General features: G+C 66.6%; 13 protein-coding genes and 4 tRNA genes. 4 read left to right on the top strand and 13 right to left on the bottom strand.

What is annotated here, in order from left to right; genetic code table 11:
* Nucleotides 1–155: 155 nt before the first annotated feature.
* Nucleotides 156–659, top strand: a complete 504-nt coding sequence (locus ACV22Z_RS05160) for a GAF domain-containing protein (RefSeq protein ID WP_448075252.1) — start codon at nt 156–158, stop codon at nt 657–659.
* A 115-nt stretch (nt 660–774) separates the two neighbouring features.
* Here ACV22Z_RS05160 and ACV22Z_RS05155 read toward each other — a convergent pair.
* The 6 genes from ACV22Z_RS05155 to uvrC form a co-directional block, all read right to left on the bottom strand.
* A tRNA-Cys gene (locus ACV22Z_RS05155) sits at nt 775–848 on the bottom strand.
* A 102-nt stretch (nt 849–950) separates the two neighbouring features.
* A tRNA-Gly gene (locus tag ACV22Z_RS05150) sits at nt 951–1026 on the bottom strand.
* Nucleotides 1027–1075: 49 nt separating this feature from the next.
* Nucleotides 1076–1151, bottom strand: a tRNA-Gly gene (locus tag ACV22Z_RS05145).
* Nucleotides 1152–1201: 50 nt separating this feature from the next.
* Nucleotides 1202–1277 (bottom strand) — tRNA-Gly (locus tag ACV22Z_RS05140).
* Nucleotides 1278–1417: 140 nt separating this feature from the next.
* Nucleotides 1418–2005, bottom strand: coding sequence for a CDP-diacylglycerol--glycerol-3-phosphate 3-phosphatidyltransferase (gene pgsA / locus ACV22Z_RS05135; RefSeq protein ID WP_448075251.1), 588 nt, complete (start codon nt 2003–2005; stop codon nt 1418–1420).
* 141 nt (nt 2006–2146) lie between these two features.
* Entirely contained in the window at nt 2147–4219 is a 2073-nt protein-coding gene (gene uvrC, locus ACV22Z_RS05130) for an excinuclease ABC subunit UvrC (protein ID WP_448075250.1), read from the bottom strand.
* 77 nt (nt 4220–4296) lie between these two features.
* On the opposite strand from uvrC, the gene earP reads away from it, so the two are divergent.
* From earP to ACV22Z_RS05115, 3 genes are all read left to right on the top strand, one after another.
* Nucleotides 4297–5490, top strand: a complete 1194-nt coding sequence (earP, locus tag ACV22Z_RS05125) for an elongation factor P maturation arginine rhamnosyltransferase EarP (RefSeq protein ID WP_448075249.1) — start codon at nt 4297–4299, stop codon at nt 5488–5490.
* A 127-nt stretch (nt 5491–5617) separates the two neighbouring features.
* The gene (efp, locus tag ACV22Z_RS05120) at nt 5618–6175 is read left to right on the top strand and encodes an elongation factor P (protein WP_448075248.1); all 558 of its coding nucleotides are present in this window, start codon (nt 5618–5620) and stop codon (nt 6173–6175) included.
* A gap of 268 nt (nt 6176–6443) precedes the next feature.
* Nucleotides 6444–7829 carry a sigma-54-dependent transcriptional regulator gene (locus ACV22Z_RS05115; RefSeq protein ID WP_448075247.1) on the top strand — a complete coding sequence of 462 codons (1386 nt, stop codon included), beginning with the start codon at nt 6444–6446 and terminating at the stop codon, nt 7827–7829.
* Nucleotides 7830–8011: 182 nt separating this feature from the next.
* On the opposite strand, the gene nagZ is transcribed toward ACV22Z_RS05115, so the two are convergent.
* The 7 genes from nagZ to lepB form a co-directional block, all read right to left on the bottom strand.
* The gene (gene nagZ / locus ACV22Z_RS05110; protein WP_448075246.1) at nt 8012–9040 is read right to left on the bottom strand and encodes a beta-N-acetylhexosaminidase; all 1029 of its coding nucleotides are present in this window, start codon (nt 9038–9040) and stop codon (nt 8012–8014) included.
* Nucleotides 9041–9055: 15 nt separating this feature from the next.
* The gene (gene acpS / locus ACV22Z_RS05105; RefSeq protein ID WP_448075245.1) at nt 9056–9505 is read right to left on the bottom strand and encodes a holo-ACP synthase; all 450 of its coding nucleotides are present in this window, start codon (nt 9503–9505) and stop codon (nt 9056–9058) included.
* A gap of 112 nt (nt 9506–9617) precedes the next feature.
* Entirely contained in the window at nt 9618–10391 is a 774-nt protein-coding gene (gene pdxJ / locus ACV22Z_RS05100) for a pyridoxine 5'-phosphate synthase (protein WP_448075244.1), read from the bottom strand.
* Nucleotides 10388–11227 carry a DNA repair protein RecO gene (recO, locus tag ACV22Z_RS05095; protein ID WP_448075243.1) on the bottom strand — a complete coding sequence of 280 codons (840 nt, stop codon included), beginning with the start codon at nt 11225–11227 and terminating at the stop codon, nt 10388–10390. Before recO ends, pdxJ begins: the two co-directional genes overlap by 4 nt.
* Nucleotides 11214–12113 carry a GTPase Era gene (gene era, locus ACV22Z_RS05090; protein WP_448075242.1) on the bottom strand — a complete coding sequence of 300 codons (900 nt, stop codon included), beginning with the start codon at nt 12111–12113 and terminating at the stop codon, nt 11214–11216. Before era ends, recO begins: the two co-directional genes overlap by 14 nt.
* Nucleotides 12114–12176: 63 nt before the next feature.
* Entirely contained in the window at nt 12177–13421 is a 1245-nt protein-coding gene (gene rnc / locus ACV22Z_RS05085) for a ribonuclease III (protein ID WP_448075241.1), read from the bottom strand.
* A gap of 153 nt (nt 13422–13574) precedes the next feature.
* Entirely contained in the window at nt 13575–14468 is an 894-nt protein-coding gene (gene lepB / locus ACV22Z_RS05080; RefSeq protein WP_448075240.1) for a signal peptidase I, read from the bottom strand.
* Nucleotides 14469–14480 lie beyond the last annotated feature (12 nt).

The raw sequence follows: 14480 nt of genomic DNA, 5'->3' as shown, positions 1-14480 counted from the left end.
ACGTGTGTCGACGTGGGGTGATATGCGGTGATGGGCATGCTGCTGCGCATCGTTCGAGTCGCGCGGCCGCGTCCGGATCCTGCACGTCGACGCCGCGTGCCGTAGACTGCGAGACGCGCACCGCGCACTTTCGACAACCCTTCCGCATTTCAGCCATGTTCACGCTGTCCAACGACCCGCACGCCTCGAAGGCAGATCAATACGCGACGCTCGTCGAGCAGGCCCGCTCGCTCGTCGAATCGGAGCGCGACCTGATCGCGAACGCCGCGAATTTTTCCGCACTCGTCTATCACTCGCTCGACCGGCTCAACTGGGCGGGCTTCTATTTCTTCGACGGCACCGAGCTCGTGGTCGGCCCGTTCCAGGGCAAGCCCGCGTGCGTGCGCATCGCGCTCGGCAAGGGTGTATGCGGCACCGCCGCGCAAACGCGCGACACGCAGGTGGTTCGCGACGTGCACGCATTCCCCGGCCATATCGCGTGCGATTCGGCGTCGGAATCGGAGATTGTCGTGCCGCTCGTCGCGAACGACGGCACGCTGATCGGCGTGTGGGATGTCGACAGCCCCGTCGCCGCACGCTTCGACGACGACGATCGGCAAGGGATGGAAGCGTTGTGCCGCGTGTTCGTCGAACACGCATGGGAGAAGGCGCGCCGCTGAGCAATTCGTGACGAAGCGCGATCGCGTGCGGACGAATGTCGTCGCGATCGCGGCATGACGAGCGGCACCATGCGCATCGGAAAAAAGAAAAGCCCCGCCGAAGCGGGGCTTGTTCTGGAGGCGCGAGCCGGAGTCGAACCGGCCTAAACGGCTTTGCAGGCCGCTGCATAACCGCTTTGCTATCGCGCCGAAAGCGGACTGTCCGGATGCCGTAACGGCAAGCGGCAGATTCTTTTATCCGATGACCGTCGGTCTATCAAATAAAAAGGGAAGCTTTGCTTCCCCAGTAACTGGAGCGGGAGACGAGTCTCGAACTCGCGACCTCAACCTTGGCAAGGTTGCGCTCTACCAACTGAGCTACTCCCGCATTGTCCTGCATATGCAGCGCTTTGCCGTACAACGCGCCACCAAAAATCTGGAGCGGGAGACGAGTCTCGAACTCGCGACCTCAACCTTGGCAAGGTTGCGCTCTACCAACTGAGCTACTCCCGCATTGTCCTGCATGTGCAGCGCTTTGCCGTACAACACGCCACCAGAAAATCTGGAGCGGGAGACGAGTCTCGAACTCGCGACCTCAACCTTGGCAAGGTTGCGCTCTACCAACTGAGCTACTCCCGCATACTTCCTGACTTCTGCTCCGTCGCACTTGCTTTGCAGTGCAGCGGAGAAGCGAGATTATGTCGAAGGCACATCCGGGTGTCAAGCGTTTTTCGCGCCCTTTTTCCAAAAAGCCTTCGTCGCCTCGTCCGCCGCTCGCGTCACACGCCGCTGCGCTCGCGAATCTGCGGCCACGCGAGCTTCATGTAGTACAGCATCGACCAGATCGTCAGCACCGCGGCGAGATACATCAGCCACTCGCCCCACACACGCGTGTCGATCGTCGCGATGCCGAGCGGCAGCGGCCCGTAGTACAGCAGCATCGGGATCGCGACCATCTGGCATGCGGTCTTGAACTTGCCGAGCTGATTCACCGCGACGCTCTTCGACGCGCCGATCTGTGCCATCCATTCACGCAGCGCGGAGATCGCGATCTCGCGGCCGACGATCACGAGCGCGATCGCCGCGTCGACCCGCGCGATCTGCACGAGGATCAGCAGCGCGGCCGTCACCATCAGCTTGTCCGCGACCGGATCGAGGAATGCGCCGAACGACGACGTTTGATTCCATTTGCGCGCCAGGTAGCCGTCGAACCAATCCGTCAGCGCGGCGAGGATGAAGATCAGCGCAGCCGCGAGATTGCGGTGCGCGAGCGCCATCATCGTGTCCGGCAGATAGAACACGCCCACGACGAGCGGGATCAGCACGATCCGCACCCACGTCAGGAAAATCGGGAAATTGAACGGCATGGCATCCGGGACAGTAGAGGATTCGCAATTGTGCCGCGTCGACCGCCCTGCCACAAGCGAGGCGGGCGAGGCGGCCGGCCGGCCGCGCGGCACAGCGCGGCGTGGCGCGGCGTGGCGCGGCGCGGCGCAGCGTGGCGCGGGTCAGTGAAGCTGCTTGTAGATCTGTTCGGCGAGCGCGTGCGAGATGCCCTCGACGCTCGCGAGTTCCTCGACGCTCGCCGCGACGACGCCGCGCAGCCCGCCGAACCGGGCCAGGAGTCGCTGCCGGCGTTTCGCGCCGACGCCTTCGAGCTCTTCGAGCCGCGACGTCTGGCGGGCCTTCGCGCGCTTCGCGCGCATGCCGGTGATCGCGAAGCGGTGCGCTTCATCGCGGATCTGCGCGACGAGCATCAGCGCGGCGCTCTCCTTGCCGAGTTCGAGCGGCGTGCGACCGTCGGCGAACACGAGCGTCTCGAGGCCGACCTTGCGTCCCTCGCCCTTCGCGACGCCGACCAGCATCGACGTGTCGAGCCCCAGCTCGGTGAACACCTGCCGCGCGATCTCGACCTGGCCCTTGCCGCCGTCGATCAGCACGATGTTCGGCAGCAGGCCCGCGGCCTCGGCCCGGCGAGTCGATTCGCCGTCGATGCCGGCCGCGTCGTCGGCCGCCGCGGCCTGCGCCGCCTGCTCGACCATCTTCTCGTAGCGGCGCGTCAGCACCTGGCGCATCGCCGCGTAGTCGTCGCCGGGCGTGATGCCCGTGATGTTGTAGCGCCGGTATTCGCCCGACTGCATCTTGTGATGGTGATAGACGACGCACGACGCCTGGGTCGCCTCGCCCATCGTGTGGCTGATGTCGAAGCACTCGATCCGCAGCTGCGCGAGATCGTCGCTCTCGAACGCGAGCGTATCGGCCAGCGCGCGCGTGCGCGCCTGCTGCGAGCCCTGCTCCGACAGCAGCCGTGCGAGCGCGAGGCTCGCGTTCTGCTCCGCCATCGACAGCCACGCGCGCCGCTGTCCCTGCGGCTGCCGCACCAGCGATACCTTGTGGCCGGCCTGCTCCGACAGCAGCTCGAGCAGGTCGCGGCTCGCGGGCGCATGGCTCACGACGAGCACCGGCGGTACGCGGTTGCCGAGGTAGTGCTGGGCGATGAACGCGTCGAGCACCTCGGCCTCGACCGAGGCCTGCGCGTTGCGCGCCCCGCCCGCTTCGTCGGCCTGCTGGTCGGCCTGCTGGTCGGCCTGCTGGTCGGCCTGCTGGTCAGTCGGCTGGTCAGTCGGCTGGTCGGGCAGCGCTTCCCCGGTCGGCTCGCCGTCGTCGCCGAGCCCGCCTTCCGCGAGCGTCAGCGCACTCTCGACGTGCGTCGGAAAATACGCCTTGTCGCCCAGATGCCTGCCGCCGCGCACCATCGCGAGATTCACGCACACCCGCCCGCCCAGCGCGACCACCGCCAGGACATCGACATCGCTGTCGCTGCCGACCTCGATCGCCTGCTGGTGCAGCACGGTCGCAAGCGAGCTCATCTGGTTGCGCACGGCCGCCGCCTGCTCGAACTTCAGCTCGGCCGCGAAGCCGTGCATCTTCTGCTCGAGTTCCTTCATCACTTCGGACTGCCGGCCGAGCAGGAAGCGCGCGGCGTTCGACACGTCGCGCGCGTAGTCCTCCTCGGTGATCGCCCCGACGCACGGCGCGGTGCAGCGCCCGATCTGGTGCAGCAGGCACGGCCGCGTGCGGTTGTTGAACACCGAATCCTCGCAGGTCCGCAGCTGGAACACGCGCTGCAGGATCTGGATGCTCTCGCGCACGGCCCACGCGCTCGGGAACGGCCCGAAATACTGGTTCTGCTTGTCGACCGCACCTCGGTAGTACGCCATCCGCGGAAAACGATGCGCGGTGAGCTTCAGGTACGGATACGACTTGTCGTCGCGAAACAGGATGTTGTAGCGCGGCGCGAGCGCCTTGATCAGGTTGTTCTCGAGCAGCAGCGCTTCCGCTTCCGAACGCGTGACGGTCGTCTCGACGCGCGCGATGCGCGTGACCATCATCGCGATGCGCGGCGACAGCTGCGTCTTCGTGAAATAGCTCGACACGCGCTTCTTCAGGTCGCGCGCCTTGCCGACGTAGAGCACGGCGCCCGCCGCGTCGTAGTAGCGGTAGACGCCGGGCAGGTGCGGCAGTTGCGCGAGGATCTTCTTCGGTTCGAACGGGGCTTCGGAGGCGTCTGGGGATGTCATGCGTGAGCCGGGCGCTGCATGGCGCGAAACGGGTCTATTAGAATCGCCAGTTTAGAGCATTCCACCCGCCTGCTTCGATGCCACGCACCGCCCCCCGCCCCCACGCTCCCTCCCCGGCCGCGCCGGACGAGCCGCTCGCCTGCGACATCTTCTGCACCGTCGTCGACAACTTCGGCGACATCGGCGTGTGCTGGCGCGTCGCGCGCCAGCTCGCCCACGAGCACGGCTGGCAGGTGCGCCTGTTCGTCGACGACCTGCGCACGTTCACGCGCCTGTTGCCCGGCGTCGAGCCCGACGCGCTGCGGCAGACCGTCGACGGGGTCGTAATCGAACACTGGCACGCCGAGGTCGGCGACGCACTCGAGATCGCCGACGTCGTGATCGAGGCGTTCGCTTGCGAGCTGCCGGGCGCCTATCTCGCGGCGATGGCGCGCCGCGCGCGCCGCCCCGTGTGGATCAATCTCGAGTACCTGAGCGCCGAGGACTGGGTCGCCGACTTTCACCTGCGGCCGTCGCCGCATCCGCGCTACCCGCTCGTCAAGACGTTCTTCTTCCCCGGCCTGTCGGCCGGCACCGGCGGCGTGCCGAAGGAGCACGACCTCGACGCACGCCGCACGGCCTTCGAAGCCGATGCGCCGGCGCGCGCGGCATGGTGGCGACGCGCGACCGGCGGCCCGCCGCCCGTGCCCGGCACGACGGTCGTGAGTCTGTTCGCGTACGAGAATCCCGCCGTCGACGCGCTGCTGGCGCAGTGGCGCGACGGCTCGTCGCCGGTTGTCGCGCTCGTGCCGGAGGGGCGCGTGTCGCCGCACATCGCACGCTTTTTCGGGGTCGAGTCGTTCGGTGCCGGCGCGCAGGCGCGGGCCGGCAGCCTGGCCGCACACGGGCTCGCATTCGTGCCGCAGGCCGACTACGATCCGTTGCTGTGGGTGAGCGACCTGAATTTCGTGCGCGGCGAGGATTCGTTCGTCCGTGCGCAATGGGCGCGCCGGCCGTTCGTCTGGCACATCTACCCGCAGGCCGACGACGCGCACCTGCCCAAGCTCGACGCCGCGCTCGCGCACGTCGGCGGCGGTCTCGCCGACGTGCCGCGCGACGCGCTCGCCCGCTTCTGGCACGCATGGAACGGCGCCGGCACGCCCGACTGGGCCGATTTCTGGCAGCATCTCGCGGCACTGCAGGCCAACGCGGCGCGCTGGGCCGACACGTTGGCGGCCGTCGGCGATCTCTCCGGAAGGCTGGCGGAATACGCAAAATCTCAGTTAAAATAAGCGGTTATCCGACGGCTGACCACGCAAGCGCTCGCTTTTGGCGCCCACCGGAACGCACCGCTTGCGCCGTCAGCCGTTGTGCAACGCTCAGGCACCTATTTATTTGATTTGATCAGGACAGTTTTTTATGAAAACCGCACAGGAACTCCGCGTAGGCAACGTCGTGCAGATCGGCAGCGATGCCTGGGTCATCTCGAAGACGGAATACAACAAGTCGGGCCGTAACGCCGCCGTCGTCAAGATGAAGATGAAGAACCTGCTGACCAACGCAGGCCAGGAATCGGTCTACAAGGCGGACGACAAGTTCGACGTCGTCGTGCTCGACCGCAAGGAAGTGACGTACTCGTACTTCGCCGACCCGATGTACGTGTTCATGGACGCCGACTACAACCAGTTCGAAGTCGAAGCGGAAATGATGGGCGACGCGCTCCACTACCTCGAAGACGGCATGGCATGCGAAGTCGTGTTCTACAACGAGAAGGCGATCTCGGTCGAACTGCCGACGATCCTCGTGCGCGAAATCACCTACACCGAGCCGGCCGTCAAGGGCGACACGTCGTCGGGCAAGGTGCTGAAGAACGCGAAGCTTGCAACCGGTTTCGAACTGCAGGTTCCGCTGTTCTGCAATACCGGCGACAAGATCGAAATCGACACGCGCACGCACGAATACCGCAGCCGCGCATAATCGCCCAGCAATTTGCAGTCGAACAAAGCGCCCTTCGGGGCGCTTTTTGTTTATCCGCAGTCAACAGTGACGGCCCGCGGAGGCCAGACGCAGCACAAAATCCACTCCTAAAAGTATTCAATTTGTATCATCGGTAACTAATTTATAGCGCCAGAGAAATAATGCGCGTGACGCGTTCGGCGGGGCATAAAATCAGTTTTTAATCTGACATGCGGCTGCGGATCCGATGGCCGACAGCCCGCCTCTCTTGACACGACACGCGTCCACCATGCCACACGCCCTGATTGTCGAAGACGATCCCAACAGTCTGTCCGGCCTCACCGCGCTGCTCGCCGCGGACGGCTTCTCGGTCGACACGGCGACGTCGCTCGCCGAAGCGCGCGCCGCACTCGGCCGTTCGATTCCCGACGTCGTTCTCGTCGACCTGAACCTGCCGGACGGCAGCGGGTTCGACCTGCTCCAGCACCTGCCGCAGCAGCAACCGAACGGTTCGTTACCCGTGATCGTGCTGACAGGCAACGCGACGGTCGAGAGCGCGATCGAGGGCCTGCGTCACGGCATCTGGGACTACCTGCTGAAGCCGATCAACATTCCGCGCCTGCGCAGCCTGCTCGCCCGCATTCCGCGCCCGTACGAACTGATCGACGAAGTGCAGTCGCTGCGCGCGTCGCTGCGGCATCTCGGCCGCTTCGGCGCACTGGTCGGCCGCAGCGAAGCGATGCAGCACGTGTACGACATGATCGAGCACAACGCGCGCACCGAGACGGCCGTGCTGTTCTCGGGCGAAGCCGGCAGCGGCAAGAAGCTGGCAGCGCGCACGCTGCATGAGCTGAGCCGCCGCCGCAAGGGGCCGTTCGTCGCGTTCGACTGCCGCTCGCTCGCACACGCCGGACGCTACGGTGCGGCGCTCGACAGCGTGCTGTTCGGCCACGAGCGCGGCGCGTTCGACGGCGCCGAGCGGCGCGAATCGGGCCTGTTCGAACAGGCCAGCGGCGGCACGCTGTTCCTCGATGAAATCACCGCACTGCCGCTCGCGCTGCAGGAAGCGCTGCTGCAGGCGCTCGATTCGCAGAATTTCATGCGCATCGGCGGCACGAGCCCGGTCGCGAGCGACTTCCGGCTGATTGCGACCACGCGCCGCCCGGCACGCGAGGCAGTCGCGAACGGCACGCTGCGCGAGGATCTGTCGCTGCGTCTCGACGCGGCGTCGATCTCGATGCCGCCGCTGCGCGAACGCGACGGAGATGCGCTGTCGATCGCCGACGCGCTGATCGACGAGCTGAACCGCGACGCGCGCGCCACCGGCCGCAGCACGACCGACAAGCGCGCGGCGCCGGGCTTCGTGCGCGAGTGCCTGTCCTACGAATGGCCGGGCAATGTGCGCGAGCTGCAGGAACGCGTGCGCTTCGCATACGACGCGTCCGGCGACTTCATCGACACGCTGCGCGCCGGCGAGGCGAGCTTCTCGGCCGGCGCCGCGCTGAACGGCAGCAGTGTGCAGATCAAGGTCGGCACGCCGCTGTCGGACGTCGAGGACCTGCTGATCCGCGCGACGCTCGACGCGGTCGGCGGCACGCGCCATCGCGCGGCGACGCTGCTCGGCATCAGCCCGAAGACGCTGTACAACAAGCTGCAGCGGATGAAGGTGGATTGAGCGCTGCCGGCCGGACCGTGCGCGTGAGCAACCGCGAACGCAATCGCACCGGCCCGATATGAAACACACGCAGTGGCCGGCCAATTCGGCTGTTAGTTGCAGTCACAACGACATTTGCGAACGCCACCAGCAAAAAGCCGCGCAAGTTGCGCGGCTTTTTGTTTCACGCGCCCCTGCGCCGCTTATGCGAACGCACTGCGCAACAGCGCCTGCGCATGCAGATACTCGGGCTGCGCGATCAGCTTGTCCCATTTGACCGGCTTGCCGCGCGCGCGCATCCGCTTGATGCGGCGCACCGATTCCGGCGACGGCCTTGCTTTCAGCCCGTTCAGCACGCCCTCGGCCGCATCCGGCTGGTTGCAGACGAGCACCATGTCGCAGCCTGCCGCAAGCGCAGATTCAGCGGCCTGCGTGAGCGTGCCGCCTTCGCGCGCCGCTTCCATCGACAGGTCGTCGCTGAAGATCGCGCCCGTGAAACCGAGCCGGCCACGCAGGATGTCCTGCAGCCAGACCGGTGAAAAGCCGGCCGGCCTCGCATCGACCTGCGTGTAGATCACGTGCGCCGGGATCACCGCCGACAGCGACAGGCCGAGCCAGTCGTAAGGCGCGACGTCCTGCTTGAGGATCGTGTCGAGCGGCCGGTCGTCGGTCGGCAGTGCGACATGCGAATCGGCTTCCGCGAAGCCGTGTCCGGGGAAATGCTTGCCGCAGTTCGCCATCCCCGCGAGCGACAGCCCGTGATTGACGCTCTTCGCGAGCATCGTCACGACGCGCGGGTCGCGATGGAATGCGCGGTCGCCGATCACCTTCGAGTGGCCGTAGTCGAGGTCGAGCACGGGTGTGAAGCTCATGTCGATCCCGCACGCACGCAGTTCTGCGGCAAGGACGTAGCCGACCGCCGTCGCGACCTTCGTCGCGTGCAGCACGTCCTGGTCCCACAGCTCGCCGAGGCGGCGCATCGCGGGCAGCACGGTGAAGCCGTCGGTGCGGAAGCGCTGAACGCGGCCGCCTTCGTGGTCGACGGCGATCAGCACGTCGTCGCGGACCGCGCGGATCGAGTCGGTCAGCGCGGTCAGCTGCGCACGGTTCTGGAAATGCCGCGCGAACAGGATCACGCCGCCGGTATTCGGATGGGCGAGACGGCGCGCGTCGTCGCGCGTCAGGGCCGTGCCGACGACGTCGAGCATGACCGGGCCGGGAGTCGTTTTCATTGAATCGGGAATCCGTCAGGGAGAGGTTCGGGCAACCGGTGCGTCCGCGGCCGGCTGGTCGGCTGCCCGCACGCCGGTTTCGGCGATCACGAACGACACCGCGTAGTCGCGCTCGTCGCTGACCGTCACGCGGGCGGTAATGCCGCGCGCGGCGAGCCAGTCGGCCAGCTCGCCGGACGCGACGACATACGGTTCGCCGCTCGGTTGATTGAGGGTTTGCAGCGCACGCCACGTCATCGGCCAGTGCATGCCGAGACCGATCGCCTTCGAGAACGCTTCCTTCGCGGAAAAACGCGTCGCGAGGAACGCGATGCCGCGCGCCTCGGAACGCGCGCGACGCGCGCGGAACACGCGCAGCTCGTCGGGCCCCAGCACCTTCTCGGCGAACCGTCCGCCGGTGCGCTCGAGCACCGCGGCGATGCGGCTTACCTGGACGATGTCGGTACCGATGCCGTAGATCGCCATGGTCAGCACCCGCCGGGCTGACCCAAGGGTGTTGACGCCCCCCTCGCGCCCCGAGGGAAGTCCCCATGGTGGAGGGGGCAGCGAACGAAAAGAGCGTGAGCGCGGCTCATCTTCAGCGCGTGCCGTGCAGCGCGGCGACGCGGGCCGCGACCATGATCGCCTTCATCTCGCGCACCGCATTGTCCCAGCCCGCGAAGATCGAATGCGCGACGATCGCGTGGCCGATGTTCAGCTCGACGATGCCGTCGATCGCGGCGATCTGCTGCACGTTCGTGTAATGCAGGCCGTGCCCCGCGTTGACTTTCAGGCCGAGCTGCGCGCCCGCCTGCACGCCCGCGACGATGCGCTCGTACTCGCGCTGCTGCTCGGCGGCGTCATGCGCGTCGGCATAGCGGCCGGTGTGCAGCTCGATCACCGGCGCGCCGGCTTCGTGCGCGGCGCGGATCTGCGTGTCGTCCGGATCGATGAACAGCGACACGCGCACGCCGGCGTCGGCGAGCTGCTTGCACGCGGCGCGCACGGCCTCGAAACGGCCCGCGACGTCGAGGCCGCCTTCGGTCGTCAGCTCCTCGCGCTTTTCGGGCACGAGGCATGCGTCGTGCGGCTGCACTTCGCACGCGATGTCGAGCATCTCGGCCGTCACCGCGCATTCGAGGTTCATGCGCGTCTTCAGCAGCGGGCGCAGCTTGCGCACGTCCGCGTCGACGATGTGCCGGCGATCCTCGCGCAGGTGCAGCGTGATCGCGTCCGCGCCAGCCTCTTCGGCCGCGAGCGCCGCGCGGATCGGGTCCGGATAGGTCGTGCCGCGCGCGTTGCGCAGCGTCGCGACGTGATCGATGTTGACGCCGAGATCGATGGCGGTGGGCGAAGTCAGGAAGAAGCTCATAGGTTTTGCAGGTCGATCAGGATCTGGCGCGTCGCGAGCGGCGTGCCACCGAGATAGGTGTTGAGCAGGAAGCGCATCAGCGTCTTGCTTTGCGCGACGGTCTGGACTCGATGGTAATCGTCCTGCTCCATGTCGAGCAACGTCTGTCCGGTCACGACCGGCCAGTACGACGGCACGTCGTCGTCCGCGTTGCGCACGCCGCGCTCGGGATCGAACACGTACAGGCGGTCGGCCTCGACCGCACGGCGCGCGACCGTGCGGTTCAGCGCCATCGCATAGCCGGTTTCGCGCAGCAGCACGCGCTCGAACGAGCGCAGCACCTGCACCGCGGGCTCGCCATGCGCGAGCCGCGTGAGCGTCAACACGTAGTGATTGAACAGCGGCGGCTGAGGATCCTCGCGCGCGCAGAATTTCACGAGCAGCTCGTTCGCGTAGAAGCCGCACAGCAGCGCGTCGCCGCCGAGCGGCAGCATCCCGCCGACCCACTCGGCGCCCGTCAGCGTGCGCACTTCGGACTTGCCGGACCACGACAGCAGCAGCGGCTGAAAGGTCTGCAGCACGCCGCGCAGCGCGGAGTGCGGGCGCTTCGCGCCTTTCGCGACCAGCGCGAGCCGGCCGTGATCGCGCGTCAGCACGTCGACGATCAGGCTGGTTTCTCGATAGGGATAGCTGTGCAGCACGAACGCCGGCTGCTCGGCGACGCGGAAATCGGACGTGCGGGAGGTCGCGCGCCGCGCCTTGCGCGGCGGCGGTTCGGGTGGCGCCGGCAGCGGCGCGTCGTTCGCACCCGCCGTCACCGCATCTTCGGTCGACGTCAGCGCGTCATTCGTACCCATAGGCGCGCAGCCCCGCCTCGTTGTCGGCCCAGCCGCTCTTCACCTTCACGAAGGTCTCGAGATACACAGGGCCGTCGAACAGTTTCTCCATGTCCATCCGCGCCTCGGTGCTGATCTGCTTGAGCTTCTCGCCCTTCTTGCCGATCACCATCGCCTTGTGCGAATCGCGCTCGACGAGGATCGTCGCGAAGATCCGCTTCAGGCGCCCCTCCTCCTCAAACTTGTCGATGATGACCGTGCTCGTGTACGGCAGTTCGTCGCCGGTCCAGCGGAACACCTTCTCGCGCAGGATCTCGGCGGCGAGGAAGCGCGAGCTGCGGTCGGTAAGCTCGTCCTCGCCGTAGATCGGCTCGCCTTCCGGCAGGTACGGCTTGATCGTCTCCAGCAGGCGCTTGATGTCTTCCGGCTGCTTGGCCGCCAGCGGCACGAGTTCGACGAATTCGCGCAGCGCGCTCATCTTCTGCATGAACGGGAACAGCGTGGCCTTGTCGGTCACGCGGTCGATCTTGTTCGCGATCAGCAGCGTCGGCGTGCCGGGCGGGATCAGGTCGAGCACCTTCTGGTCGTCGGGCCCGAAGCGGCCGGCCTCGATCACGAACAGGATCAGGTCGACCGACGTCAGCGTCGACGTGACCGCGCGGTTCAGCGAGCGGTTCAGCGCGGTGCTGTGGCGGGTCTGGAAGCCCGGCGTGTCGACGAACACGAATTGCGCGTCGTCGAACGTGTTGATGCCGGTGATGCGATGGCGGGTCGTCTGCGCCTTGCGCGACGTGATGCTGATCTTCTGGCCGACGAGCGCGTTCATCAGCGTCGACTTGCCGACGTTCGGGCGGCCCACGATCGCGATCATGCCGCAACGGAAACCGGTAGGAGCGGGAGTGTTCATATCGATTGGGAGACAGGTTCGGAACCGGCCGCGCGGCGCGCGGCACGATCGATGGGCAATGCTTCAGTGGTCGGCATCGGCGACGGGCGACTGCGCGGCGGCGAGACTCGGCCCGGCCGGCGACGCATCCGGTCCGGCGGCCGCGTCGCGCACGCGCAGCGTCGCGCGCGGCGCAGCGTCGGCGGCCGGTTTGCCGGCGTGATCGGCCGCGTTGTCGGCGGCGCCCGATGCGGCGTCGGGACGGTCGACCGGCTTGTCGGCGGCACGCGGCGCAGTATCGGCATGCTCGACGGGCTTGTCGGCAGGGCGCGGCGCCGCTTCGGCACGTTCCCCCGCCTTGTCCGCCGCCGGCTTCGCGGCCCGCTCGGCCTTTTCCGCACCATGTTCGACGTGCGCGGCGCGAATCGTGGCAACCGGGGCCTGAGCAGCCCGCTCGCCGTGCTCCGCCGTGCCGACGGGGGCCGATGGCGTCGCCGCTGCCTTTGCTTCGGCCCGCGCCGCGGCGCGTTCCTTGCGCTCAGGCGAACGCAGATCGAGCGCCTCCTGCACGCCCTTCACGCCGGGCACGATTTCCGGCTCGACGTGCTTGGCCGCGCGCGCATTTTTCGAACGCTTCGGCTTCGCAGCCGGCATCGGCGCGGCCGCCATCACCTCGTCGAGCGCCTTCTTCGCCGCGGCCTGCTCGGCCGCACGGCGGCTCGCGCCGGAACCGGACACCTTGACGTCCAGCTTCGGCACCGTGCATTCGACCTCGAACTGCTGATTGTGCGCCGCACCATGGGTCGCGACAACCGTGTAGGTCGGCAATGCGATCTTGTGCCCCTGCAGATACTCCTGCAGCAGCGTCTTCGCGTCCTTGCCGAGCGTGCGCGGATCGATGTGGTCGAGAATCGGGATATAGAGCCGCTTGATGACCCCTTGGGCGGCTTCGAAGCCGCCATCGAGGAATACTGCCCCGATGATGGCTTCGAACGCGTCCGCGAGGATCGACGGCCGGCGGAAGCCGCCGCTGCGCAGTTCGCCCTCGCCAAGCCGCAATCCTTCCGAAATATTCAGGGCCTGAGCAATTTCGTACAGCGACTGCTGTTTGACGAGGTTTGCCCGCACCCGCGACAGGTCGCCTTCGTCCAGCTTGCTGAAACGCTGGAACAAAAGGGCGGCCACCGCGCAATTGAGAACGGAATCGCCGAGAAACTCGAGCCGTTCGTTATGCGTGGCACTGTGACTGCGATGGGTCAAAGCCTGGCGCAGCAATTCCGCATTGCGAAATTCATAGCGCAGCCGGCTTTCCAACTGAGATAGGGGCATGTGCAGGAGTATAACGCGGGCGCCGGTCGCGCCGAAACGACGCAGCCGGCCCCGAAGAGGCGTGACGTAGCGGTGTTACCGCCGGTTCTTGAAGTTGTTCGCCAATACGCGGCGCGGCCCTTTCGCCGCGTATTGCGTGTGTGTCGAGCAGGATCAGTTGAACGAGCCGATGCGCTTCAGGTCGCTGAAGTTCATCCAGATGAAGAACGCGCGGCCGACGATGTTCTTGTCCGGCACGAAACCCCAGTAACGGCTGTCCGCACTGTTGTCGCGGTTGTCGCCCATCATGAAGTAGTGGCCCGGCGGCACCTTGCAGATCACGCCGCGGCTGTTGTACGTGCAGTTGTCGCGATACGGGTAGTCGTACGCGCCCATCACGAACGGCGGCACCGCGGGATTGTTGAGGATCGCGTTCTTGCGGCCGTCGAGCGATTCCTCGAACTGCTTCGCATAGTTCTGGCGCTCGTCGTCGAAGAAGTCCGGCAGCGGCGTCTCGGACACCGGCTTGCCGTTGATCGTCAGCTGCTTGTCCTGGTACGCGATCGTGTCGCCCGGCAGGCCGATCACGCGCTTGATGTAGTCGACCGACTCGTCCTTCGGATAGCGGAACACGACGACGTCGCCGCGCTCGAGCGCACGGCCCTGCGTGATCTTCGTGTTCGAGATCGGCATGCGCAGCCCGTAGTCGAACTTGTTGACGAGGATGAAGTCGCCGACGAGCAGCGTCGGCACCATCGAGCCCGACGGGATCTTGAACGGCTCGACGATGAACGAACGCACGACGAACACCGCGAGGATCACCGGAAAGAAGCTCGCGGTGTACTCGAGCCACCACGGCTGGCGCAGCTTCTCGTCGCGCAGCTTCGAACGGGTCTGCGTTGCATTCTCGTCCGCGAAACGCGCATCGATGCGCGACTGCTGACGGTCGAATTCCTCGACCGCCGCGTCCGCCGCCCGCCGGCGCTGCGGCAGGAACACCATCTTGTCGGCAACCCACGCCACGCCCGTCAAAGCGACGAGCACAAAAAGAATCAGCGCAAAATTCATAAAAGGATCAGT

It is taken from the genome of Burkholderia sp. PU8-34 (assembly GCF_053427725.1).
Note: the sequence above shows the minus strand (reverse complement) of the source record. Positions and strands in the feature narration are given on the sequence as shown.